The organism is Myxococcus sp. RHSTA-1-4, assembly GCF_020037125.1.
Lineage (GTDB): Bacteria > Myxococcota > Myxococcia > Myxococcales > Myxococcaceae > Myxococcus.
The window spans coordinates 1-22,285 of the sequence record NZ_JAIQDG010000048.1; the positions used below are offsets into that span (position 1 = coordinate 1).

Sequence of the window (22,285 nt, forward strand, 5' to 3'; positions counted from 1 at the left end):
TTTTTCCGCGTCCGGCGTCGCGGGCGCCTGGGCCCGGGTCGGGCCTGGCGCCGCGGTGCTACGGCACGCGGAGGACGACCTTGCCGACGGTGTTCCGCCCTTCCAGTTGGCGGTGCGCCTCGGCGGCCTGGGCCAGGTCCAACACCAGTCCCACCTGCATCCGCAGCCGGCCTTCGACGAGCTCCGCTCGCAAGGCCTCACGCGCCTGGCGCTGCAGCTCCGGCGGGTGGATGGTGTGCAGCCAGTAGGCACTCACCTTCAGGGATTTTTCAAACAGGGACTCCACGTCCACCGGTGGGGGCTGGCCGCTCGCATTGCCGTAGCTCACCAGGTGTCCAAAGGGAGCCAGTGACTCCAGGCTGCTCTTCCAGGTGCTCGCGCCCACCGAGTCCAGGACGAGCTCCACGCCCCGGCCTCCCGTCAGCGCGCGGACCCGCTCCGCCACGTCGCCTTCGCTGTAGAGGAGGACCTCGTCGGCGCCGTGCTCTCGCGCGAGCCGCGCCTTGCTTTCAGTCGACACCGTCCCCAGCACCCGCGCGCCCGCCGCTTTCGCGAGTTGAATCGCCAGCAGGCCCACTCCGCCAGCGGCGGCATGGATGAGCACCGACTGGCCCGCGGAGAGCCGGCCCATGGTGTGGACGAGGTGCCAGGCCGTCAGCCCCTGCACGAGCAGCCCGGCGCCTTCCTCGAAGGACACGCGCTCGGGGAGAACGAGCAGTGCCTCCTCCCGTGCGGTCGCGAGCTCAGCGTAGCTCCGCACCGTCAGGGCCACCACGCGGCGGCCCAGCCAGCTCGCGTCCACTCCGGGGCCCACGGATTCCACCACTCCCGCCGCCTCACTCCCGAGGATTCGCGGCAGCGGGGCCTGGGCGTCGTAGAGGCCTCGCCGGCGCTCGGTGTCCGCGAAGTTCACTCCCGCCGCCCGGACCCGGATGCGCACCTCGCCCGGACCCGGCACCGGGTCCGGAACCTCCTCGAGACGCAGCACCTCCGGCCCACCCACCTCGTGATAGCGAATGGCTTTCATGCGCTGTCTCCATAACGCCCGGCTGCAATCGCTGCCCGTGCCGCGGGGCTTTGTTCTCCGCCGCTCCTGAGGCAAGGCCTGGGCTTCCTCTCGCCTTGAAACATGCGCCGGCGCGTGGGCACGTCTCACGCGGCGGAACGTGATTCGCGGCGCTCGGGGGCTCCCGGGTCCGCTGGGAGTGTCTGCCTTCCGCTGCGACTGGCGCGAAACGCCGGAACCCCGCGTTTCCACACGGGAAAACCCTCGTGTGACTGGCCTCGCACGTCCTGGCTTGATTGAGTGTTGCTCCCCACCGTTACCGAGGAGCCTCTCGTATGAAGTTGCTTCGTTCCTGTCTCGGCGGTCTGCTCGCGCTGGGTCTCTTCTTCGTCCCCACGGCCTCCGAGGCCGCCGCCGTCCGAGCCGGGCTCGGGGCCGACTACTGGATGGACCAGAGCGCCGCCTTCAGCTTCACGCTCGGCGTGGAGGGAAGAATCGCGGGGCCCCTGTCCGTCGGAGCTCGCTTCGGAGCGGCGCTCATCACCGATGGGAATGACGTCGGCATCCCGCTCGACCTCTACCTGCGCGCCAACGTCGCGCGCAGCGTCTACATCGAGGGCATGGCCGGGCCGTGGATTGTCTTCGGCCGGGGCGATGAGTTCCGTGCCCACGCCGCCTTCGGCTTCGGCCTCCAGGGCAAGGCGGCCAGCATCGGTCTCGAGGTGGGCTACCTCGACCCGGAGCCCATCATCGGCCTTCGCCTGGGCTACAAGTTCTGAGCCTCAGTAGTGCGGTGGACGCTCCTGCTGCCGGGCGTCCACCAGCCCGGGGTCCCCCGCCAGCTTCTGCTTGAGCACCTCCACCTCCGCCTTCAGCGCGGCGATGGTCTTCTGCTGCTCGTAGAGCACGTCGCTCAGTTCCTGCAGCATCTCCTGCTGCTGCATGTAGCGGACTTCCAGCTCGGCAATGCGCATTTCGTCCATGCGGGGCTACCCTTAACCCGGAGCGGCCTCTCGCGTCCCCCTCCGGCCGCCGGTTCTGCCCGCCATGAACGTCCAGGAACACATCCAGCGCTCCCGCGAGCTCCTCGCCCGTGGCCAGCCCGAGCTGGCGGAGTCCGCCCTGAGCGATGCCATCGACGCCGCCGTCGCCACCGAGGACATCGTCCTTCTCACACAGGCCCGCTTCGCCCTCGGCGAGCTGCTCTTCCAGCAGGGGCGCGACGACGAGGCGCTCCCCTACCTCCAGGCCGTCGTCCGGACCGAGCGCGTGGACGGCTCCGTCGACGCCGAGGTGAAGGCTTCCGCGCGCATGTTGCGGCAGATTCGCGGAATCGAGCCTCGCTGAACGTCCCGGCCGCCGCCGTGTGGGTCAGGGAATGCTGCACGACTGCCGGATGAGCTCCTCCCGCCCGGAGAAGCGGCGCTCCAGGTCCATCCGCGTCAGCCGCGCATCGCTGATGCGCCCTTCTTCGAGCTGCATCGCGCACATCGCCGCCAGCGCCTTCGGGCTCTCGAGGTCCAGCTTGTCCGCCTGCCGCAGGGCCTCCTCCGCCACCTCCGCGTTCCCCAGCCGGTGCCACGCCAGCCCCAGCTCGAAGAAGGCGATGGCCAGCTTCGGGTCCTCCTCCGTCGCCTTCTGGAAGAGCTTCGCCGCCTCCGCGTCCCGTCCCTCGGCTGTCCACACCCGGCCCTGTTCCACCAGCAGCCTGGCTCGCGGTACCTGGCCTTCGAGCGAGTGCAGCACGCGCCGTGCCTCATCCCCGCGCTTCGCGGCGCTCAGCAGCCGCGCGTAGCGCAGGCCCACCAGCGGGTCGGCGGGCGTCTTGCCGTGGGCTCGTCCCAGTGACTTGGCCGCTCCCGCGACGTCCCCGTCCTTCTCCTGAAGCTCCGCCCGCAGCAGGTCCGGCCGGGCGTCCGCCGGGGCCAGCCGTGCCGCCCGCTCCAGCGCGGAGCTCACACACCGGTCCATCCGCTCCACGTCGCAGATGCGCGCGAGCAGCAGCTGCGTCTCCACCGCGTTCGGGTCCCTGCGCTCCGCCTCCTGGGCCAGCTCTCGCGCCTCGGCGGGGGCACCCTCCAGCAGCAGCTCCGCGGCCTCGCGCAGCTCCGCGGGCGTCGCCTTCGGGTGCTCCCGCAGTGGCAGCAGGAAGGGCGCCCGTTGCTCCGCGTTGGGCAACACGCGGGCGATGGCCAGCTCCTGCTCGGGCATGTTCCTGGGGAGGAAGAGCGGAATCAGGTGGATGAGCAGGGCGACGCCGGACACCACCAGTGCTCCCCGCAGTCCATGGTCGAGCCCACGCCGGCGCCGGCCCTCGGAGGGCGCCTCCGGGGCGGCCCCTGTCGTCAGCGACGGATTGTCCACGCGCTTCTCTCGCTCCCTCTCAGCCAGCCGTCCTTCCATGCCTCCCCTCCCGGCGTGCCGCCAGCACTTCGTGCCCGGGGTGCCCTACACCGCACGGAGCCGGGGCCGCAGCCCCGAGGGCAGCTCCAGGCCGCAGCTCCAGCACAGCTCGAAGTTGCCCGGGTTCTCCTCCCGGCAGCGCGGGCACTCCACCGAGCGCTCCGCGGCTTCCTGGTTCTCCCGCAGCTCCGCCAGCAGCTCGCGCGCGTGCTCCACCTCGTGAGGCCAGAGCCAGAGCTCCACCCACGTCTCGCCGCTGGGAATCTCCCCGCTGAGCGGAGCCAGCGCCTCGCCGCGCACCTCGACGGCCAGCCCAGCGGCCTCCAGCGCACCCGCCAGCAACCGCGCCTCTCCTACCGTGCGATGCACGGAGAACTGCACCCGCTTCATCTCTCTGTCTTCACAGAACACCGCGCCCCCGGCAACCCCACCTGCTCCTACGTTCGCGCTCGTTCCCTGACCTGCCAGCTCACCCGATGAGACGGAGCGGCTCATCCGCCGGCCGCAGCGATTCGAAAGCGGGGCGCATCGCGGGGTGAAGGACCACTGGATGGAGCCCGGGCCGGCGCGCTACTCCTCGTCACGCAACTCGTGGGGGAGCACGACGTGCGCCCGGCGTGGGGCTCTCGCGTGCAGCTCGGCCGTCAGCAGCGCATCCAGCTCCGCGAGGAGCGCGTCGTAGGCGGCGCCTGCTCCCCGTGCGGGCAGCCGCTTCGCCGCGAGCCGGACCCGCGGTGTCTCCTCGTCCTCGAAGGCCAGCGTCACGGCCATCCCGTCCGGGCCGCCCGCCTGCGGCACCATCATGACGGGCACCGGGCCACGGCCGGCCTCGTCAATCAGCGGGCCCAGCCGGCGGCTCTCGTCCGCTGTCAGGGCGCGTTCGGCCACCACCTCGCCCTGCTCGAGCACCTTGAGGTGCTCCAGTCCTTCCAGCCGCAGCGCCTGCGCTCCCGTGTTCGTCCGGCCGCTGCGCTCGTAGGTCACCATCCTCACGCGTCCATCACCCCCTCGGGCAGAGGAGTAGGCACCCCGGCTCGCGGCGGCATCCCGGTCCGCCCACGTCCCCTCACGCCACGTCGCGCGAGCCCCGGCCGGGCGTGCGCTTCCCGACACCACGCGGGCCCCCCGGCCGAGTGTCCCGCCCGGGCGTTCTCCCTACTTTCCGCTCCGCTCCCGGGCATTCCCGCCCGGGACACCCGAGGTAGGTCCATGAGCAAGGACAGCGGCAGGACGCCCACTCCCAACGATCAGCGCTCGAACACGAAGAACCCGAACAACCCCGCGCAGAAGTCCGCGCAGGAGAACCGTTCCAACCAGATGAACCCCAACAACCCCCGCCACTCGTCCAACAACCCGGGCGGCGGTGGCGGCAACTCGGGTGGCTCCACGCCGGGCTCGGGCTCCGGCGGCGGCTTCGGCTCCTCGAACAAGAGCTGAGTCCGAGCGACGCTTCGCACCTCCAGGGCCGGGGAGGGTCGGCCTGGGGCCCTGGGGCGGTGGCGCGGTGCGGACTCGCGGAGCTTCCTGCCCGCGCCCACCGCGCCACCGTGTCTACTCCGGGGGCACGCCGCGTCCGCGCGTCTTCGCAGGGGGCCTCGTCAGCGGGACTTCGGAGCGCACTCGCCTTCGCCGCGGAAGTGGCCCACCGTGCGCACCAGCGCCGTGACGAAGTCGCGCAGGTTGCGCACGTTGCCCACGCCGCCCGTGCCGTACTGGCCCTGCGGCAGCTCCGTGAGGTCCACCGCCTGGAGTTCCTCCAGCGTCACCTCGCCGTCAGGCCCCGCGATGCCCAGCTTGTCCGCGGCGGCCAGCGCGTCGAAGCGCATCTTCGCGGCCGGAGACTGCAGGTCGTCGAAGAAGAGGTGGTCGCCGTGCAGCGTGAGCTCCACCGTCTCCTCTCCCTCCTTCGGTACCGTCACGCCCTTGCCCAGGTCCGGGCTCTCGCAGTGCTCATAGAGCGTGTCCGTGGGGAAGCCCCACGCGAAGCGCTTCGTCACCGAGCCCTTCGTGGCCGTGCCCTCCACGTAGATGGAGTAGCCCTCCGCCTTCATCCGCTCCACGTCCCGCGCGTCCGCGTTGCCCGCCACCGCCTCCGGCCAGGGCGCAATCGCGTAGCTGACGTGCTCCCACTCCTTCGCCGGCAGGTCCTTGAAGGTCTCCACCACCACCGGTCCGGACTTGTGCACGTCGAACACCTTCGACGGGCCCTGCTCCGCGGCCGTCTCGTCGCTCGAGGCCACCTTCACCTCGCCCAGCATCACCAGGAACTTGCCGTACTTCACCGTCCAGCCGTCCGCGAAGGCGGCCGCGGGGATTTCCTTCTCGATGAAGTCCTCGCCGTAGGTGGTGAAGGTGACGGTGCCCGTGCCCTCACTGCACGCGGCCAGCCCGAGGAACGACAGCCCCAGCATCCACTTCTTCATTGCGCGGCTCCTTCTACCCACGTCACGACGTAGGTGGTGGTGTCCTCCACGCCGCGCACCAGCGCGTTCTGCGCCTGGCTCCCGGCGGGGAACGTATAGACGCCATCCGCGTCCGGGTCGGCCGCGGTGGCGAAGTCGATGCGGCCCAGCCACTTCCCCAGGTCCACCGCGATGCGCACCCGCCCGGCCTCCATGCCCAGGGACTTTTCGAAGCGTACGCCGGCCACGGGCGAGGGGAGGTCCACCACCGCGTCGAAGCGCACCGTGCCTCCATCCGTGTTGCGCGCCGTACCCTTCAATCGCACCGCGTGGCCGCTCAGTACACCCTGGGCATCCGTTGCCGCCGTGGGTGCCGCCAGCGTCAGCTCCATGGAGCCGTACTCGCCCGTCACCGCGCTGGCGTCTCCCAGCGTGGCTCCCGTGAGCAGGTCCACCGTGCTCGTGGTCAGCACCTCACCCAGCGCGTCGCCCGGGACGTAGTGCCCCGGGTGCGCGTGTGCCGTGCCTCCGATGAGCGAGTACCAGTCGAAGCGGGACAGCAACACGCGGCCCTCGAAGAAGCGCACCGGGCCCACGGACGCGTGTGCGGACTCCAGCGTCACCGTCCAGCCTCGCTCGTTGGCTCCGGTGGGGAGGGTGGCCGAGACTTCGACGGGGAAGACGCGGCGCTCCGCCTCGCTGCCACAGCCGCTGAGGACCGTGGACGCGGCCAATGCCAGCGCGCCCGTCAGGATGTGTCTGCGAATCACAGGTGGACCTCCAGGGTGAGCGAGGCCAGCCGAGGCGACCCCGCGGTGAAATGTCTTGCCGGCACGAGGCTGGCCGCGGCCTCCGGGTCGAAGCGCGAGCTGTAGACGAACTCGCCGTCGCGCCAGCGCGCGTCGAGCACGTTCTTCACCTCCAGCCGCACGCCCACCTCGCCCCGCCGCATGCCCAGGTGCGCGTCCGCGAGGAACACGGAGTTGCTTCGCTCGTCGAAGGGCAGGGGACGCGGGCCGAGGAACGTCAGCCCCGTGCCGATGGAGAACGTCGTGCCCGGGCCGCCCAGCCACGCCCACTCCAGCGGGCGCTCCCAGCCCACGTCCGCCCTCGACACGAGCGGCGCGAAGTAGGGCAGCAGCGTGTCCGTCTCCGTCACGTACGCGTGCGCCACCGTGGCGCTCAGCGCCGCGACGAGCCCGGGCAGCGGCCGGGCCTGAATCGCCGCGGAGACTCCCGAGCGCAGCGTCTCGCCCGTGTACACGGTGGAGCCCACCGCGTGGTCGAAGAAGAAGTCGTTGTCCACCTGCGAGCCGAAGAGGCTGAGCTGCACCGCCCAGCGCTCACCGTCACGCCGCGCGCCCAGCTCGGCGCCTCGCACGGAGACGAAGGGGGCTCGCTCTCCCTCCGACAGGCTGCGCGCCTGCGGCGAGCGGAAGCCGTCTCCGTAGCTGGCGAAGAGGCGCCAGGCCTCCGCGCCGTCCGACAGCGCGTACTCCACGCCCGCCTTCGCGCCCAGGTGCATGCCGAAGGCGCTGCGGGCGTAGCCTCGCCCGTCGTAGAAGCGCGGGTCACTGAAGGCGAGCGCGTCGAAGACCTCCACGCCCAGCGCGTCCGCCCTCCCGCCCAGGCGCAGGGCCCAGCGGCCGAGTGATACACGGGCCTCCGCCCAGCCCCACACGTCCGTCTGGGTGATGCGCGCGTCGATGTCCTCCGAGTAGAAGGTGCCGTCCGACTCGCGGTAGTGCCGCTGGGTCTGCTCCACGCCGTCACGCCGGGCGCCGAGGCCCAGCTCCAGCGCCACGGGGCGGCCGAAGGCCATCACCGTCCGGCGGTGCTCGGCGCGCGCGCCCACGGTGGTGGAGTCGTTCGTCTGCTCCAGCCCGTCTCCGCGCGCGTCCACGCGGTAGCCGGTGAAGTTGTTGCGCAGCCGCAGGTCCGAGCGGATGCCGAAGACCTCCAGCTTCGTGCGGCCCTTTCCAGTGCGCGGCAGCTCCACGCCCAGGAGGAGCTGGTGCCGCGACACCGTGCCTCCCTGCCGCCCGGTGGAGGGCGAGAAGAAGGTGCTCCGGCCCGCGAGCAGGTCGTCCTCGCGCACCACGCCCGGTGAGTCGAAGCGTGTGACGTAGCTGCCCCCGAGTGCGCGCACCGTGAGCCCGTCGCTGACCTTCGTCGTGGCCTGTGCGAGGAGGGCCGCGCGGCCGTAGCCTCGCTGCGCGCCGTAGCCCCTGCCCTCGCCCAGTTCCACCGCGGCGAAGGTGCTCTCGTCGTCACCGGGACGCACCGTGGCCACCAGCCGGCGCTGGCCGTACTGGCCCAGCGTGCCCGTAAGGTGCACTCCGGGCTCGGCCACGCCCAGGTTCATGCGCACCGTGCCGGCCACGGCGAAGTCTCCCTGGGACGCGCGGTAGGAGCCCTCCGTCACCTCGAGCGACTGCACCACTTCGGGGATGACGAAGTTGGTGTCCGCGTAGCCGAGCGCGTGGATGTGGCTCACCTCATTCACCGGCAGGCCGCCCACGTCCAGCTCCACGTCCTGCCCGTGGAGCGCGTCGAAGCCGCGCAGGAAGAGCTGGTGCGCCTTGCCTTCTCCGCTGTGCTGCGAGGCCACGAGGCCGGGCACCGCGCGGAGCAGGTCCACCGCGGACGTCCTCGGTGCCGCGTCGAGGATGTCCCGGCCCAGCGTCACCTCGGAGGCGCTCTGCGTGGGCCTCGCGCCTCGCACCACGGTGTCGCCTGTGGATGGTGGCTCGGTGGTCGCGGTCTCGAGGTCCGGCGGTGTGGCCTGCTCCCCGGCGGGAGCTTCCGCGCTCGAGACTGGTGGATTCACCTGGGGCACTGCTTCAGAAGGCGGGCCTTCGGCCTGAGCCGGCACGGCCGGAGACACGGCGAGGACACACGCCGACAACGCGGTTGCGAAGAACACGGGCACGCAATGACAGACAGCGGCGCGGGACACCGGCCCCGGGACTCACGCACCCGTCAACGTCACGGCGCACGTGTCTCCCCGGGGGGACGGCCCCACCGGCAGACGGTTTTCAAACGCACGGATTCGCGAGCAGGCCGCGCGGGCTCCCCTTCGGCCGCGCGCAACCCCTACGCTCCTGGACACACCTCGGCTGTGCCGCCGCCCTACGGGCCCTGGGGCATCGCCGTCAGGCGCGGCGCGGCTCCCGGGGCGCGTGACGGCCCGCACAGCACGTCCGCCAGCCACGACACGGCGCGCACTCGCGGCGGCTTCACCACCGCCCATGCCGCCACCATCGCGTGCAGGTGCTCCACCGAGCCCGTCAGGTGCTGGTGCCCGTCCGGCCCGTGCCCGTCTTCCGGCGCGCGGGGACGGGAGTCCTCGCCATGGCCCGTGCCGTCATGCTGCTCCGCCCGTGCGTGAGCCTTCTTCGCGCCCCCGGACGCGTCGCCCGAAGCCCGCGCGCCAGGCCCGGCCCCGTGCGAATGCGCCTCGTCACCCGGTCCATGGGCGTGGGTGTGCTGGCGAGCCACACCGTGCCGGCCGCCCCCGTGTCCCACCACCGCGTGCACCACGGGTGCGACCGCGAGCCCGTACACCAGGACCATCAGTCCCAGGCACGCCAGGTCTCGTCGGTCATGGCGGTTGAGCAAGGCGGTGCGGACCGGGGAGGAGGGGAGGGGCGGCCGCCTCCTAGCCGTCTTCCCCAGGACACGCAAGGCGGCAGCCGCCACCGGATGACCCCTGCAAGACACCCCGCAGCCCTCACGGAGGGTGCGCCTTGTAGAGCCCTTGACGCGGCGCATTGAATTCCACTGCCGGGACGTCGCCCCAGTCATTAAACTCTCTGCGTGCGTTCCGAATCATCCGCCGCGCTCCGACAGCCGTCCTCCGAGGGCGACGTCCCACCACCTCCGCCCCGCGCGGACCGCCTGCGTGCCCTCGCCACCGAGGAGTTCGACCTCCTCGTCATCGGCGGAGGTGTCACCGGCTCCGGCTCCGCCCGCGACGCGGCCCTGCGCGGCCTCAAGGTGGCCCTCGTCGAGCGCGAGGACTTCGCCAGCGGCACTTCCAGCCGCTCCTCGCGCCTCATCCACGGTGGCCTGCGCTACCTGGAGCACGGCCACCTGGGGCTCGTGTTCGAATCCAGCATCGAGCGCCGGCGCCTGCTGCAGCTCGCCCCGCACCTGGTGCGGCCCCTGGCCTTCATCTGGCCCGTCTACGAAGGCGCCCGCGTCCCCCGGTGGAAGCTCAACGCGGGCCTCATGCTCTATGACGCCCTCTCGCTCTTCCGGAACGTGAAGGGCTACCAGCGGCTCAACCTCAAGCAGGTGCAGGAGGCCGAGCCCGGCCTGCGCACCGACGGTCTCAAGGGCGGCGCGCGCTACTACGACGCCGCCACCGACGATGCGCGCCTCACCCTGGCCAATGCCGTGGGTGCCTCCGAGGCCGGCGCCATCGTCCTCAACCATGCTTCCGTGCGGCAGCTCGTCCTGCACGAGGGGCAGGCTCGCGGCGCCGTGGTGGTGGACCACCTCTCCGGCCAGGAAGTCACCGTGCGCGCCCGCGCCATCGTCAACGCCACCGGCCCGTGGAGTGACGAAATCCGCCGCCTCGACGCTCCCGATGGAACGAGCCCCGCGGTGCGCGGCAGCAAGGGCGTCCACATCGCCGTGCCGCGCGAGCGCCTGGGGCACCAGGACGCCCTCACGCTGCTGTCCCCCAAGGACGGCCGCGTCATGTTCGTGCTGCCCGCCGAGGGCTTCACCATCATCGGCACCACGGAGACGTCCACTCGCGCCCATCCGGCCGAGGTGCGCGCCAGCGAGGCGGACGTGGCCTACCTCCTCGAGTCCGCCAACGCCTTCTTCCCCGCCGCGAAGCTCACGCGTGACGACGTGGTGAGCGCCTGGGCCGGCATCCGTCCCCTGGTCGCCAGCGGCTACCACGGACGGCAGGCCGACGCGGGCAGCGCCAGCCGCGAGCACGCCATCGACGTGAGTCCCTCCGGCGTGCTGGCCATCAGCGGCGGCAAGCTCACCACCTACCGCGTCATGGCTCGCGACGTGGTGGACGCGGTGGAGCGCCACCTGGGCCAGGCCCGCCGCAAGTCCCCCACCGAGACGCTGCCCCTGCCCGGTGGCGCCATCCCCAACCTGGAGGCCGAGTTCTCAGCGGCCCGCGCCGAGGTGGGGGACGACGCCACCGCCGTCCATCTGGTGCGCGCCTACGGCAACCGCTGGCGCCGCGTGTGGGCCTTGACTCGTGAGGACTCCTCGCTGGCCCGGCCGCTCGCCGAGGGCCTGCCCTACCGCGCCGCCGAGGCCGCCTGGGGCGCCACCCACGAGTTCGCACTCACCTTGTCCGACCTGCTCATCCGGCGCCTCAAGGTGGCCTTCGAGACGCGGGATTTGGGCCGCGCCGCCGCCCGGGTGGCCGCCGGGGTGATGGCACCACGCCTGGGGTGGGACGCCGCCGAGACGCAGCGGCAGCTCGCCACGTACGAGGCCGACGCGCTGCGCATCTTCGGAGTCGACAGCGCGGATGCCTGATACCGGAGGTTCCGGCCGCCGGAACGTCCGTCTCTCCACTTCTCCAACCTCAAGAGTCCCTCGAGCCCGTCGCGCGTCGGACAGGCGCGCGAGCAGCCGGCTGGCTGGCGTGCTTAACTTGCGTCTCGGGAACGGGACACGCTGTGCTCTCGTTCCCACCGGCCCTCCGTGCCGGAAAGGGCGCCGCACACCACCCGCTGGCCGGGGCGTTTTTGAGGAGAACGAAAATGAAGCGTTGGGTCTGGCTCGGGCTGGTCGGAGGACTGGTGGCTTGTAAAGAGGACCCTGTCGAGCCCCAGGTCTGCCCGGGTACGGAGGTGGTGGGGCAGTCGCTGCCCAGGGCCCGCGCCCAGAAGCTGGCGGTGGATGACGGCCTGGAGCCGGTGCTCATCATCTACAAGCCCCGGGTGTCCGGCAGTGCCCTGTCCAACGCGGATGCGTTCGCCGCCAGCGTCAAGCGCCTTGGCGGCCGGGTGAAGAGCACCTTCCCCAGCCTGAACGTGGTGGCCGCGCGGGTGTCGCCGGAGGTTCGTGAGGCCCTCTCCCGCGACCCGGACGTGGAGCGGGTGGAGCCCGACCGCGTGGTTCGCGCTTTCGGGATGCCTCGGCTGTCCCCCCTCGCCTTGCAGGGGGCCGCGCCCAACCGCACCGGCTCCGCGGGCGAGTACACCGACGGCCTGAAGATGGTGCAGGCGCCCGCGGTCTGGGATGCCAACAACGACGGCGTGCTGGACGACGGCGCTCCCTCGGGCACCGGCATCAAGGTGTGCGTCATCGACAGCGGTTGGGACCCCCGTCACCCGGAGCTGGCGGCGGCGGTCGTCGGCCAGAAGGACTTCATCGACGGTGACGAGGAGGCGTACGACCAGAACAAGAGCGAGGATGGCACGGTGACGTGGGGCGGCGGACACGGCACGCACACCGCGGGCACCATCGGCGCGCAGCTCGGCGCGGGCGGGCGCGTGTTGCCGGGCTACGAGCCCAACGGCGTGGCGGGCGTGGCGCCCACGGTGTCGCTGCTGATTGCGCGCGTGCTGGACGTGGAAGGCAACGGCAGCACGTCCGACGTCATCAACGCCATGACCTGGTGCGTGGCGCAGGGGGCGAACATCGCCTCGCTGTCGCTGGGCTCGGCGCAACCCAGCGAGTCCGAGGAAAAGGCCTTCATCGCGGCGGTCCAGCAGAACGTGCTGTCCATCGCCGCCACCGGCAACTCTGGCGCGCCCAAGGTGTCCTATCCTGCGGGTTACGCCTCTGTCATCGCGGTGGGGGCTATCGACTCCAATAGCCAGTGGGCGAGCTTCTCGCAGTACGGCCCGGAGGTCTCGCTGGTGGCGCCGGGGGTGAACGTGCTGAGCACCACCATCGTGGGGGCCTCTCCGTTCGGGGCCGTCGACGCGGCGGGCACGCCCTTCACGTCCAATCCCCTGGAGTACTCGGCCATCGGCAAGTACTCGGGCAAGCTCATCCACTGTGGCCTGGGGGACAGCCTCGCCGCCTGTGGCGAGGAGGCCACCTGCTCCGGGTTCGTGGCGTACGTGGACCGCGGCGGCGGCATCTTCTTCGAGGAGAAGGCGCGCCACGCCATCCAGGCGGGGGCCAAGGCCGTCATCATCGGTAACAACGAGGCGGGTGAGGGGGCGGGCAACTTCACGCTCACCACCCCCAACTTCCCCTGGGTGCCCACGACGTCCATCTCCCTCGAGGACGCGGCGAGCCTGAAGGGGTTCGTGGGACAGGACGTGACGGTGGACGTCTCCGGCGTGGACTACCTCGTCCAGACGGGGACCTCCATGGCCACGCCCCACGTGGCCGGCGTGGCCGCGCTCGTGCGGAGCGCGCGCCCGGACCTCGACGTCGCCAAGGTGCGCGAGGCGCTGGAGAAGAGCGCCAGGAAGCTGAGCTCGGTGCCGCGGGACCCCCAGTACGGCTTCGGCCTGGTGCAGGCCAAGGCCGCCATTGATTACGCCAACGCGAACTTCCAACCCGCGCAGCCGTGAGGCTGAGCTGGGCGCTTCAGGCGATTGAGGATGCAAGGGCCCCCGGCGCCGCGTCAGGCTCCGGGGGCTCTTCGTTTCCGGCGGATGATGCGAAGGGTCAGCGCAGGGGGAGCCGGGGCGAGGCCACGAGGCATGCGCCCACGGAGGCCTCCAGCGCGGCGACGGCCTCTCGCGAGGGGTCCTCGCAGGCCTCACCGGCCAGGGCGGTGGCGAGCACGTCGCGGCTCCAGGAGGGCTCCTCGCCGGTGGACGTGGTGGGCCCCGCCTGCATCATGCTGAGGCCGACGAAGGCCACCGCGGCGGCGGCGCCCATCATCATCTTCCCCCAGTTCGTCCAGGTGCCCGGGAGGGGGACCCAGCGCTGCACGGGGGGCCGTGCCAGCCGGGCCTCCAGCGCGGAGAAGCTCAGAGTGGGGCGGGAGGGCGTGCGGCGCGCTCGCTGCGCCATCCACCCACGCTCCAGCCGGAGCCACGACAGCGCATGCCGGCACGCGGGGCACATGTCCGCGTGGGCGCTCACTCGGGCCGCGTCCTCGGGCGGCAGCTCGCCGGCCAGCAGTGCGTCCAGTTCATGCTCACGGCAGGCGCTCATGGCCGACCTCCGACGTGGCCGGAGAGCTGCTCGCGGAGCTGCAACCTCGCCCGGTGGATTTCGTTCTTCACCTTCTGCAGCGGCCAGCCCATGACCGAGGCAATCTCCTCGTAGGGGAGCCCGTGGTCGATGCGCAGCAGCAGCGCCGCGCGCCGCTCCTCGCGCAGCATTCCCAGCGCGTCCGCCAGCAGGCCCTCCAGCTCCCGGTCCAGCAGCAGGTCCTCCGGTGTGGGCGTGGGGAGCACCGCCTCCACGCGGCTGGCGTGTTCCTCGTCGTCCACGTCCACGTGCAGGCCCCGGTGGCGCCGGGACTCCAGGTACACGTGACGGGCAATGCCCAGCAGCCACGCGCCGAGCCGGTCCTCGTCTCGCAACGCGCCGAGCCTCCCGTGGGCGCGGACGAAGGTCTCCTGCGTCGCCTCGTCCGCGGCGGCCTCGTCCCGCAGCAGGTCTTTGAGGAAACGCCAGACGCCGGGGGCGTGGCGCTCGAAGAGGGTGCGGAAGGCGGCGGGGTCTCCGGTGCGCGCACGGCGCAGCAGGGCTCGCTCCCTGTCCATGTCGGACGGGGGCACACCTGCTAGCACCATTTTCACCGCGGAAAGAAGAGCCACGGTTCCACCGTGTCACGAGCCGGCCCGGAGTTTCACCGGCCCGTGCTTTTTTCTCCAGGCCACCGGGGAGGGGCGGCCGCCCTTCGTACCTCGCGTGTCGGGCGCCCCGGCGAATCCACTGGAGAAGAGGCCGTACAATGACTTCTCTTCAATGCTGGACCCGGGGGAGGACTTCCCATGCGCAGGTTGCTGGAAACACTTCTTGGCGTGGGGGCCCTGGGAGGATTCGTGGTCCTGGTGGCCGTTTTCCCCCCGACCCCATCCGTCACGGTCCAGGTTGACTCGGAGCTGGTGGTGCGTGGCGGCGTGGATGAGACCTGCCTGGCGCGTCACTTCGCAGACGCCTCTGTCCGCGGTTGGTATGTCATGCCCGTGGACGACGTGTTCGGGCCTGACAGGAACTTCGGTGGGGAGATTGGAATCCAGGTCGCCGGCTCTGATCGTCAGACCACGACCCTCCGAGTCGTATCGGAGGCAAGGGCGAACGCCCGCTCGTTATCGCCCGAAGAGTGGCGTAACGCGGAGAAGAACAATGCGTTGGCCATCGAGAGGATTCTCAGCCAGTGCGTGCCAGCGGAGAACGTTGTTTCCAGGTCCTGCATCCGCAGGGGACATCCTTCATCCGCGGTATGTGGAGCGGGCGTATGACTCACCTCGGTTCTCGACGCTGGAGCATCGCCGCGGCGGCTGGCTCATGCCTGCTGCTCATGGGCTGCGATGAGACGGAAGGTCTCTACCGCACCGTCACCGTCGATTCCGAAGTGGCGGAAGCCTGTATCCACACGGCACTGGAGGCGGTGCCTGGAGCTACCCTTTCGGGTGATGGCACACGGTGGTCCGTCCGGTTGCCGGGGAATGCCGATGCGACGCTGGACCCTTCCGTCGTGCTGACCCGGAAGGGCTCGCTCATGAAGCTCGAGGTGTTCGTGGGGCGAATCGTTCCAGGCCGCGGGCGATACACCGCTGACGAGCTTGCCGCCGCCGAGGACGCCACCGAGCGACTCATGCGGGCCGTGACCCTGGCCTGCGTGCCTTCGGACAAGGTGCTTTCTTCTTCCTGCGAGGTGAAGGCACGCGCTCGTCAGAGTGGGGAGTGTCAGCGCGAAGGGGCTCGCTGAACGCCCGCTCGCGCCGGTGACCGCTCGCGTGCGGCTCACCGGACGCGAGTGCCGTGCTCAATCCCTCAACAGCGAGACAGCCTCGGCGACGCGCAGGGCCCAGGCCTCGGCCGAGTCGAGCTCCGCCCGCGCGCTCGCGTAGCGGTCCTTGCCTTCCTCGGAGCCGTCGCGAGCGAAGACGGCGTCGTGAAACTCCTTCTGCGCGCGCGTGAGCCAGTGGCTCGCCTTCTGCCTCAGCCGGGCCGCGGACTGCGGCGTCATCGCCAGTTGTTCAGGAGCCATCAGCTCATGCTCCTCGGGGTGCAGCGCCGTTACCTTGTGGAAACCCGCATGTTCGATCGTCGTAGCCATGCTCTGAGAATTCGCACCGACAGCCGGGCAGGCACCTGACCATCCGGGCGATGCCGTGTGCGGCTCACATCAGACCCATGTCCCGCGGTACGAGAAAAGTGTTCGGACTCGTGGGAAGCCACTACGCCACGGGGAGGCCGGGGTGACTCTTCCGCGGTGCGTCGAGCCAATCGCGTGTCCTGGCTTCCCGCAAGAGCTGTAAGGGATTGCGATTATATCCGGCGGTGCGTGTTTGTCATTGCTCCACCATCGCGGGCCTCCCACGCGCACTACGCGCTGGGAATCCCCCGGGCCCGGGCCCTCACGCGCGCGGCCTCCTCGGAGTTGCCCGTCTCCTCCAGCAGCGCGGCGGCGCGGTGGTACAGCAGCGCGGCCTCCAGGTGACGCAGCGCCGCGGCCTCGGACTGGGCGGCGGCCACCAGGAAGGGCACGGCGCGCAGGGGCTCATGGCCCTCCACCCAGTGCTGCGCCACCACCGCCGGCGCCGCCTTGCGCAGCTCCAGCGCCACCGCCAGCCGGCGATGCAGCAGGGACGCCAGCGAGCGCGGCACGCCCTCGCGCACCACCTCGAAGAGCAGGTCGTGCGTGAAGCGCTCATCCCGGAAAATCTGCGCCCCCTCCAGCTCCGCCAGGTGCGTGGCGAGCGCGAGCGCCGGCATCTCCAGCACCTCGCTGGCCAGCTCCAGCCCGAAGGACTGCCGGGCCAGCGCCGCCAGCCGGGCCACCTGCAAGGCCGCCGGAGTCAGCCGCTCCAGGCGCTGCTGGAGCAACTGCCGCCCACGCCCGGAAGGCGGGACATGCTCGGGCCAGCCGCGCTCCAGCCCGCCCGTCTCCAGCAGGTGCTTGAGCGTCTCGGTGATGAAGAGCGGATTGCCCCCGGTGTGCCGCGACACGTCCGGAGCCAGCCTCGCCGCGCCGGGAAGGTCCAGGGTGTTGAGCAGCGCGCCCACCGCGTCCGGCACCAGCGGCTCCAGCTCGATGACGACGGCCAGCCCCGCCACCACCAGCTGCTGCACGCAGGCGTGCGCCTGGGGCGACAGCTCGTCGCTGCGGTAGGTGTCGATGAAGCGCGGGAAGCGTCCCCCCGGCCCGGGCGCGTGGCGGCGCGACAGCATGAGCACCGCGAACTCCGCCGTCGCCGAGTCCATGAACTGCAGGTCGTCCGCGACGAGCGCGTCCACGCCGGCGCAGAGCTGGTACACGAGCTCGCAGTGCGCCTCGAGGAAGCGGCTGCGGTCCGCCTCGTCCGCCATGGGCGGGGGCGGCCCTTCCGGCCCGGCCATGTCGGGCAGGAGGCGCGCCAGCTCGCGCCGCACCCAGGGCTCCAGCTTCGGGTCCGGCACCTTCGCCAGCAGCTGCCGCACCAGCCGCACGTGCGAGGCGTACGGCACGTTCAGCTCCCCGGGCCGCGCCTCCAGGATGAGGTGCGTGCCGCGCGACGCGGCGAAGTCATGCGCCAGGCGCGTCTTGCCCACACCGGGCTCGCCCGCGAGGAAGATGGTCTGCCCCGCCTCCCACGCCGCCTCCATCCGCGCCCACTCGCGCTCGCGCCCCACCAGCACCGGCGGACGGAGCACGGAGAGCGGCAGCTTCGGCTTCGGAGGCGCCGCGGGCGTCGACGCCTTCGGGCCGCGCTCGATTTCCCGCGCCAGCGCCAGCGTCTCCGGCAGCGGCGTGGTGTCCAGCTCCTCGCGCAGCATGCGGCGGCACCGCTCGAAGGTGTTGAGCGCGGCCATGCGGTCCCCGGCCACGTAGTGCAGCCGCATCAGCCGGCGCCACGACTCCTCCGAGTACGGGTCCATGCTCAGCAGCTGCTCCGCCAGCGCGAGCGCTCCGGGCAGGTCCCCCCGCCGCTCCCGCGCCTCCGACTCCAGCGCCGCGGCCCGGCGCCGCAGCTTGTCCAGCCGCTCGCGCGCGCCCTCCAGCCACCGCTGGAACTCGGTGCAGTCCTCGTACTCCAGCGCGCCCAGCAGCACGCCGTCCATCGCCAGGGCCTGGGTGTGGCGCCCCGCGAGCACGTGCGCCTGCAACTCGGTGGCATCGGTGGAGACGCGCTCACAGAGGGAGAGCACGTCCGTGCCCTGCACCAACTCCACTCCGCACGCGAGCCTCAGCCGCCGCAAGAGCTGTCGCATGTTGTTGCGCGCCGTCGCCTCGCTGGACTCCGCCCAGAGGAGTCCCGCGAGCCGGTACTTGGGGTGGGGCCCCTCCAGCGCGAGCCACGCGAGCACGCCGGCCGTGCGGCGCTCCAGCGGAATGAGCGCGTCACCGCTCCGGAGCCGCGCCTCACCCAGCAGCTCCAGGCGGACACCTCGCGTGTCTGCCACCTCGTTACCTGCCATGTCCTCCCCAGGCCCCCCTGGTTGGGAGGCAGGGGAACGTAGCACGTCTCACCGGGCCCTCCTCGCGGGTTGTGGTTGCCCCAGCGGTGACAATCCTTGTCATGTGGGTTTTCTGCCCTGCGGCAGCTCTCCACTCTGGGCGGATGTCGGAAAGACCTGTGAACGCGGTCACAGCGTGGTCACACCCTTTGGTTAATCAATACGCGTGAGATTGCCCGAGGAGGCTCCCGTGGGTTGTGACAACCAGCAGGCCGAAATGCAGGTGGATGTCATCATCAGTGGCTGCGGGCCGGTGGGGGCGCTGACTGGGAATCTGCTCGGACAGATGGGGGTGCGGACGCTGTTGCTGGAGCGTGACATGGCGCCCCACGGCGAGCCGCGGGCCTTCTCGTGCGACGACGAGGGGCTCCGCATCTACCAGGCCACCGGGTTGCTGGAGCTACTCCAGAAGGACATGAAGGAGACGCGCTTCGCGGAGTACGTGGGCGGCACCGGCAAGCGCTTCGCGGAGGTGCACACGGGCGACGCCGACTTCGGCTTCGGGCACACGCCGCTGTGGTTCTTCCACCAGCCCCTGGTGGAGGGGGCGCTGCGGGACGGCTTCAAGCGCTTCCCGCACGTGGAGCTGCGGCAGGGCATGGCCGTCGACAGCGTGGAGCAGGACGCGCGCGGGGTGACGGTGCGCTACCGCGAGGTGGCCACCGGCGAGCTGCACACCGTCCGCGGGCGGTACCTGCTGGCGTGTGACGGCGCGCGCAGCTCGGTGCGCAAGGCGCTGGGCATCCCGATGTCCGGCAAGTCCTACGGCGAGAGCTGGCTGGCGGTGTCGGGCACCATCGACGGCCCGGCCCCGGACCTCTGCCGCTTCGTGTGCGACCCGAAGCGCCCCGCTTTCATCGCCACCGGCGCGAAGAACCAGCTCCGGTGGGAGTTCATGATGATGCCCGGCGAGACGCGCGAACACCTCGAGAAGCCTGAGACCATCGCCGGGCTCATCGCCCCCTATATCGACCCGGCGCGGGTGCGCATCGAGCGCGCCCAGGTGTACGTCTTCCACTGCCTCAACGCGGCGCGCTGGCGGGATGGGAATGTCTTCCTGATGGGAGACGCGGCGCACACCATGCCGCCCTTCATGGGGCAGGGCCTCGTGTCCGGCATGCGCGACGCGGCGAACCTCGCCTGGAAGCTGAAGCGGGTGCTGCACGGGCAGGCGCCGGACTCGCTGCTGGACACCTACGAGCAGGAGCGCCGCCCGCACGTGGCGGAGATTCAGAAGCTGTGTGTGAGCGTGGGGCACCTCTTCATGGCGCGCAACCCGGTGGTGGCCACGGCCCGCGACGTGTTCATGCGCGCCCTCCAGCGCATCCCCCGCGTGCGCCGCTTCATCCAGGGCTTCGAGTTCAAGCGGCCGCCGCTCCACGCCGAGGGCTACTACTTCGGCGGTCCGAAGGTGGACCCCAAGGCCCCGGAGGGCTCGTACTTCATCCAGCCCCGGGTGCGGCTGCAGTCGGGCGAGGAGGTGCTGCTCGACGACACCCTCGGCAACGACTTCACGGTGCTGTGCCGGTGGGACGCCCCGGCGGCGGAGCTGGCCGCGGCGCGCGAGCTGGCGGAGTCCCTGGGCGGCCGGTTGGTGACGTTCCGCTCCGCGCGGGAGGAGCCGAAGGCCGAGGCCCCCGCCCTGGTGGACGTCACCGGGAAGCTCACGGAGTGGTTCTCGCGCCACGCCGCCGACGTGGTGGTGCTGCGCCCGGACCGCTTCGTCTTCGGCGCGGTGAAGGCTCAGCACCTCCCGGAGCTGCGCTCCGCGCTCGGGGTGTGAGCCGCGGGACAGTCCGCCGGAGAGAATCAACTAAGGGCTTAGTTGACGAACAACTAAGGTCTTAGTAGTTTGCTGGCCACGGAGGAACTCACGTGGCCAGCAAACCCGAGCCCGAAGCGCCCCGGCCGTTGACGCCGGTGGAGCTCGAGCTGATGCACATCGTGTGGAGACTCGGCGAGGTGAGCGTGGCGGACGTGCTCGCCGCGCTGCCGCCGGAGCGCGCGCTCGCGTACACCTCGGTGTCCACCGTTCTGCGGATTCTGGAGCAGAAGGGCGTGGTGCGCAGCCGCAAGCAGGGCCGCGGGCACCTGTACTCGGCGGAACTGCCTCGCGAGGCCTACGAGGCGCAGAGCGTGCGCCACCTGGTGGACACCCTCTTCGAGGGCACCCCGTCCGCGCTGGTGGCGCGGCTGGTGGAGGCCGTGCCGCTGGCGCCCGAGGAGGTGGAGCAGATTCGCAAGCTGCTCAAGGCGAAGGGGGGCAAGCCATGAGCGCGGCCCTTCGAGAGCTCGCATCCTTCTATGTGGCGGTGGCGCTGCTGCTGCCGGTGGCGCTGCTGCTGGCGCGGCTCTCGCTGGCCCTGCTCGCGTGGCTGGGAAGGCCGCTGTCCGCGCGCCAGTCGCTGCGCGTGGGGCGGGGGGCGCTGCTGCTGGCGCTCGTGCTGCCGCTGCTGGCCACGGGCGCGCATGCGCTCGCTCCGGCCGGGCCGCTCTTCACCTTCGAGCGCTCGGTGGCGCGCCATGCGGGGCGTCTCCCCGCGCCCGCGTGGAATGCTCCCGCGGCTCGAGTCTCCCCCCAGCCTCGGGACACGGCGCCGTCATTGCCGCCGGTGCTGCCGCTGGTCGCCCTCGGGCTGGCCGTGGGCGCGGCCCTCTTCACCGCGCGTGCGCTGGTGCGTCACCGCCGGCTGCTGCGCGGCCTGGAGTCCCTGCCTCGCGTGCGAGGCGTGGGGCGCGTCGTGGTGGCGCTGGGGGAGGAGGGCACGCCGGCCTTCTCCGCGTGGTTCCCGCGCCGCCAGGGCCGGCGCTCCGCGTGGGTGGTGGTGCCTCCGTCGGTGCTGGGGGACGCGGAGTCCTTCCGCCTCACGGTGCTGCACGAGTTGCAGCACCACCGCCAGCGCGACACGCACCTGGCCTTCGCGCGGCTGCTGCTCACCGGCGCGTTCTTCTGGCACCCGGCGGCTCACCTGCTGTCTCGCTGGCTCGCGTCGCTCCAGGAGTTGGCGTGTGACGAGGCGCTGGTGGCCAGCGGCCGGGCCCAGGCGCACGCCTACGCGCGTTGCCTTCTTCAAGCAGCGCTCTCGCTTCCGGGCGCGCCGCCCCTTCCCGCCGGAGCCACCGGCATGTCCCACCCCACCACGAGGAGAATCCAGATGCTGTTCCAACCCCGTCCCTTCCGCGCCCACGGCGCCGCGGCGCTGCTGGCCGCGCTCTCCCTGGTCCTCCTTCCCCTGTCGACGCTGGCCCAGAACGCGGCGCGTGGCCGCACGGTGACGCTGGCGGAGGCGAAGGCGCTCGCCGAGTCCAGCCAGCCGTCCGGAGACGTGCCGGTGGTGGTGGACGCGCAGGTGGTGGCGCAGGTCAACCGGCTCATCGGTACGGAGAAGGGGCGCGCCTTCATGAAGCGCGCGCTGACCAACCTGGGCGCGCAGCGGGAGGCGCTGCTGGCGGGCCTGCGCGCGAAGCGCCTTCCCGAGGGGCTGCTGGCCGTGGCGGTGGTGGAGTCGGCGGTGACGAACATGCCGGAGACCTCCACGAATCCGTCCCTGGCCCCGGGCCTGCGCGGCGCGGGCGTGTGGATGTTCATCCCGGACACGGCGCGGCGCTACGGCCTGGAGGTGAGCGCCACGAAGGACGAGCGGCTGGACGTGACGCGCGAGACGCAGGCCGCCGCGGCGCTGCTGTCCGACCTGCACGCGCGCTACGGCGACTGGCGGCTGGCGTTCGCCGCGTACAACCAGGGCGAGAAGTGGGTGGACGGGGTGATTGCCCAGACGGGCAGCCGGGACGTGACGGCGCTCGCCGGCGCCGGCAAGCTCAACGACTACACCGCCACCGTGCAGGCGGGGCTGCTCATCCTGCGCAACCCGCACCTGCTGGACTGAGCGGGCACCGCCGG

General features: G+C 71.5%; 23 protein-coding genes. 10 read left to right on the top strand and 13 right to left on the bottom strand.

The window, feature by feature from the left end; translation table 11 throughout:
* Positions 1-58: 58 nt before the first annotated feature.
* Complete coding sequence (locus K8638_RS40245) at positions 59-1,027, bottom strand: quinone oxidoreductase (protein WP_223760069.1); 969 nt, start codon at positions 1,025-1,027, stop codon at positions 59-61.
* A gap of 314 nt (positions 1,028-1,341) precedes the next feature.
* On the opposite strand from K8638_RS40245, the gene K8638_RS40250 reads away from it, so the two are divergent.
* Entirely contained in the window at positions 1,342-1,785 is a 444-nt protein-coding gene (locus K8638_RS40250; protein ID WP_223760070.1) for a hypothetical protein, read from the top strand.
* 3 nt (positions 1,786-1,788) lie between these two features.
* On the opposite strand, the gene K8638_RS40255 is transcribed toward K8638_RS40250, so the two are convergent.
* A complete protein-coding gene (locus tag K8638_RS40255; RefSeq protein ID WP_223760071.1) occupies positions 1,789-1,989 on the bottom strand; it encodes a SlyX family protein in 201 nt (66 codons plus the stop codon).
* Between the two features lie 64 nt (positions 1,990-2,053).
* Between K8638_RS40255 and K8638_RS40260 the strand changes: the two genes are divergently transcribed.
* Positions 2,054-2,353: a tol-pal system YbgF family protein gene (locus K8638_RS40260; protein ID WP_223760072.1), complete on the top strand. Its 300-nt coding sequence runs from the start codon at positions 2,054-2,056 to the stop codon at positions 2,351-2,353.
* A gap of 24 nt (positions 2,354-2,377) precedes the next feature.
* On the opposite strand, the gene K8638_RS40265 is transcribed toward K8638_RS40260, so the two are convergent.
* The 3 genes from K8638_RS40265 to K8638_RS40275 form a co-directional block, all read right to left on the bottom strand.
* Positions 2,378-3,409 carry a lipopolysaccharide assembly protein LapB gene (locus K8638_RS40265; RefSeq protein ID WP_223760073.1) on the bottom strand — a complete coding sequence of 344 codons (1,032 nt, stop codon included), beginning with the start codon at positions 3,407-3,409 and terminating at the stop codon, positions 2,378-2,380.
* A 45-nt stretch (positions 3,410-3,454) separates the two neighbouring features.
* Complete coding sequence (locus tag K8638_RS40270) at positions 3,455-3,799, bottom strand: hypothetical protein (RefSeq protein ID WP_223760074.1); 345 nt, start codon at positions 3,797-3,799, stop codon at positions 3,455-3,457.
* 180 nt (positions 3,800-3,979) lie between these two features.
* On the bottom strand, positions 3,980-4,402 hold the full coding sequence (locus K8638_RS40275) for a hypothetical protein (protein ID WP_370644235.1): 423 nt from the start codon (positions 4,400-4,402) through the stop codon (positions 3,980-3,982).
* Between the two features lie 216 nt (positions 4,403-4,618).
* Between K8638_RS40275 and K8638_RS40280 the strand changes: the two genes are divergently transcribed.
* On the top strand, positions 4,619-4,846 hold the full coding sequence (locus tag K8638_RS40280) for a hypothetical protein (protein ID WP_223760076.1): 228 nt from the start codon (positions 4,619-4,621) through the stop codon (positions 4,844-4,846).
* A gap of 161 nt (positions 4,847-5,007) precedes the next feature.
* Here the strand turns inward: K8638_RS40280 and K8638_RS40285 are convergent, their stop codons facing one another.
* The 4 genes from K8638_RS40285 to K8638_RS40300 all read right to left on the bottom strand — a co-directional run bounded on the left by K8638_RS40285 (position 5,008) and on the right by K8638_RS40300 (position 9,387).
* Complete coding sequence (locus K8638_RS40285) at positions 5,008-5,832, bottom strand: hypothetical protein (RefSeq protein WP_223760077.1); 825 nt, start codon at positions 5,830-5,832, stop codon at positions 5,008-5,010.
* A complete protein-coding gene (locus K8638_RS40290) occupies positions 5,829-6,581 on the bottom strand; it encodes a hypothetical protein (protein WP_223760078.1) in 753 nt (250 codons plus the stop codon). The genes K8638_RS40285 and K8638_RS40290 overlap by 4 nt, the downstream gene beginning before the upstream one ends.
* On the bottom strand, positions 6,578-8,737 hold the full coding sequence (locus K8638_RS40295) for a TonB-dependent receptor (RefSeq protein WP_370644236.1): 2,160 nt from the start codon (positions 8,735-8,737) through the stop codon (positions 6,578-6,580). The genes K8638_RS40290 and K8638_RS40295 overlap by 4 nt, the downstream gene beginning before the upstream one ends.
* A gap of 206 nt (positions 8,738-8,943) precedes the next feature.
* Complete coding sequence (locus K8638_RS40300; RefSeq protein ID WP_223760079.1) at positions 8,944-9,387, bottom strand: hypothetical protein; 444 nt, start codon at positions 9,385-9,387, stop codon at positions 8,944-8,946.
* Between the two features lie 243 nt (positions 9,388-9,630).
* Here K8638_RS40300 and glpD point away from each other — a divergent pair, with 243 nt between their 5' ends.
* Both glpD and K8638_RS40310 read left to right on the top strand, forming a co-directional pair.
* On the top strand, positions 9,631-11,331 hold the full coding sequence (glpD, locus tag K8638_RS40305; RefSeq protein ID WP_223760080.1) for a glycerol-3-phosphate dehydrogenase: 1,701 nt from the start codon (positions 9,631-9,633) through the stop codon (positions 11,329-11,331).
* Positions 11,332-11,558: 227 nt separating this feature from the next.
* Positions 11,559-13,331: a S8 family serine peptidase gene (locus tag K8638_RS40310; protein ID WP_223760081.1), complete on the top strand. Its 1,773-nt coding sequence runs from the start codon at positions 11,559-11,561 to the stop codon at positions 13,329-13,331.
* Between the two features lie 97 nt (positions 13,332-13,428).
* Here K8638_RS40310 and K8638_RS40315 read toward each other — a convergent pair whose 3' ends face one another.
* Together K8638_RS40315 and K8638_RS40320 are read right to left on the bottom strand one after the other, a co-directional pair.
* On the bottom strand, positions 13,429-13,923 hold the full coding sequence (locus tag K8638_RS40315) for an anti-sigma factor (RefSeq protein WP_223760082.1): 495 nt from the start codon (positions 13,921-13,923) through the stop codon (positions 13,429-13,431).
* A complete protein-coding gene (locus tag K8638_RS40320; RefSeq protein WP_223760083.1) occupies positions 13,920-14,534 on the bottom strand; it encodes an RNA polymerase sigma factor in 615 nt (204 codons plus the stop codon). The genes K8638_RS40315 and K8638_RS40320 overlap by 4 nt, the downstream gene beginning before the upstream one ends.
* A 177-nt stretch (positions 14,535-14,711) precedes the next feature.
* Here K8638_RS40320 and K8638_RS40325 point away from each other — a divergent pair, with 177 nt between their 5' ends.
* Complete coding sequence (locus tag K8638_RS40325; RefSeq protein WP_223760084.1) at positions 14,712-15,182, top strand: hypothetical protein; 471 nt, start codon at positions 14,712-14,714, stop codon at positions 15,180-15,182.
* Positions 15,179-15,652, top strand: coding sequence for a hypothetical protein (locus K8638_RS40330; protein WP_223760085.1), 474 nt, complete (start codon positions 15,179-15,181; stop codon positions 15,650-15,652). Before K8638_RS40325 ends, K8638_RS40330 begins: the two co-directional genes overlap by 4 nt.
* 57 nt (positions 15,653-15,709) lie before the next feature.
* Here K8638_RS40330 and K8638_RS40335 read toward each other — a convergent pair whose 3' ends face one another.
* Positions 15,710-16,003: a FruA-associating protein, FapA gene (locus tag K8638_RS40335; protein WP_223760086.1), complete on the bottom strand. Its 294-nt coding sequence runs from the start codon at positions 16,001-16,003 to the stop codon at positions 15,710-15,712.
* Positions 16,004-16,272: 269 nt separating this feature from the next.
* The gene (locus K8638_RS40340; RefSeq protein ID WP_223760087.1) at positions 16,273-18,330 is read right to left on the bottom strand and encodes a BTAD domain-containing putative transcriptional regulator; all 2,058 of its coding nucleotides are present in this window, start codon (positions 18,328-18,330) and stop codon (positions 16,273-16,275) included.
* Positions 18,331-18,574: 244 nt separating this feature from the next.
* On the opposite strand from K8638_RS40340, the gene K8638_RS40345 reads away from it, so the two are divergent.
* The 3 genes from K8638_RS40345 to K8638_RS40355 all read left to right on the top strand — a co-directional run bounded on the left by K8638_RS40345 (position 18,575) and on the right by K8638_RS40355 (position 22,271).
* Complete coding sequence (locus K8638_RS40345) at positions 18,575-20,167, top strand: bifunctional 3-(3-hydroxy-phenyl)propionate/3-hydroxycinnamic acid hydroxylase (RefSeq protein WP_223760088.1); 1,593 nt, start codon at positions 18,575-18,577, stop codon at positions 20,165-20,167.
* Between the two features lie 92 nt (positions 20,168-20,259).
* Positions 20,260-20,658, top strand: coding sequence for a BlaI/MecI/CopY family transcriptional regulator (locus K8638_RS40350; protein WP_223760089.1), 399 nt, complete (start codon positions 20,260-20,262; stop codon positions 20,656-20,658).
* On the top strand, positions 20,655-22,271 hold the full coding sequence (locus K8638_RS40355) for a transglycosylase SLT domain-containing protein (protein ID WP_223760090.1): 1,617 nt from the start codon (positions 20,655-20,657) through the stop codon (positions 22,269-22,271). Before K8638_RS40350 ends, K8638_RS40355 begins: the two co-directional genes overlap by 4 nt.
* Positions 22,272-22,285: the final 14 nt, after the last annotated feature.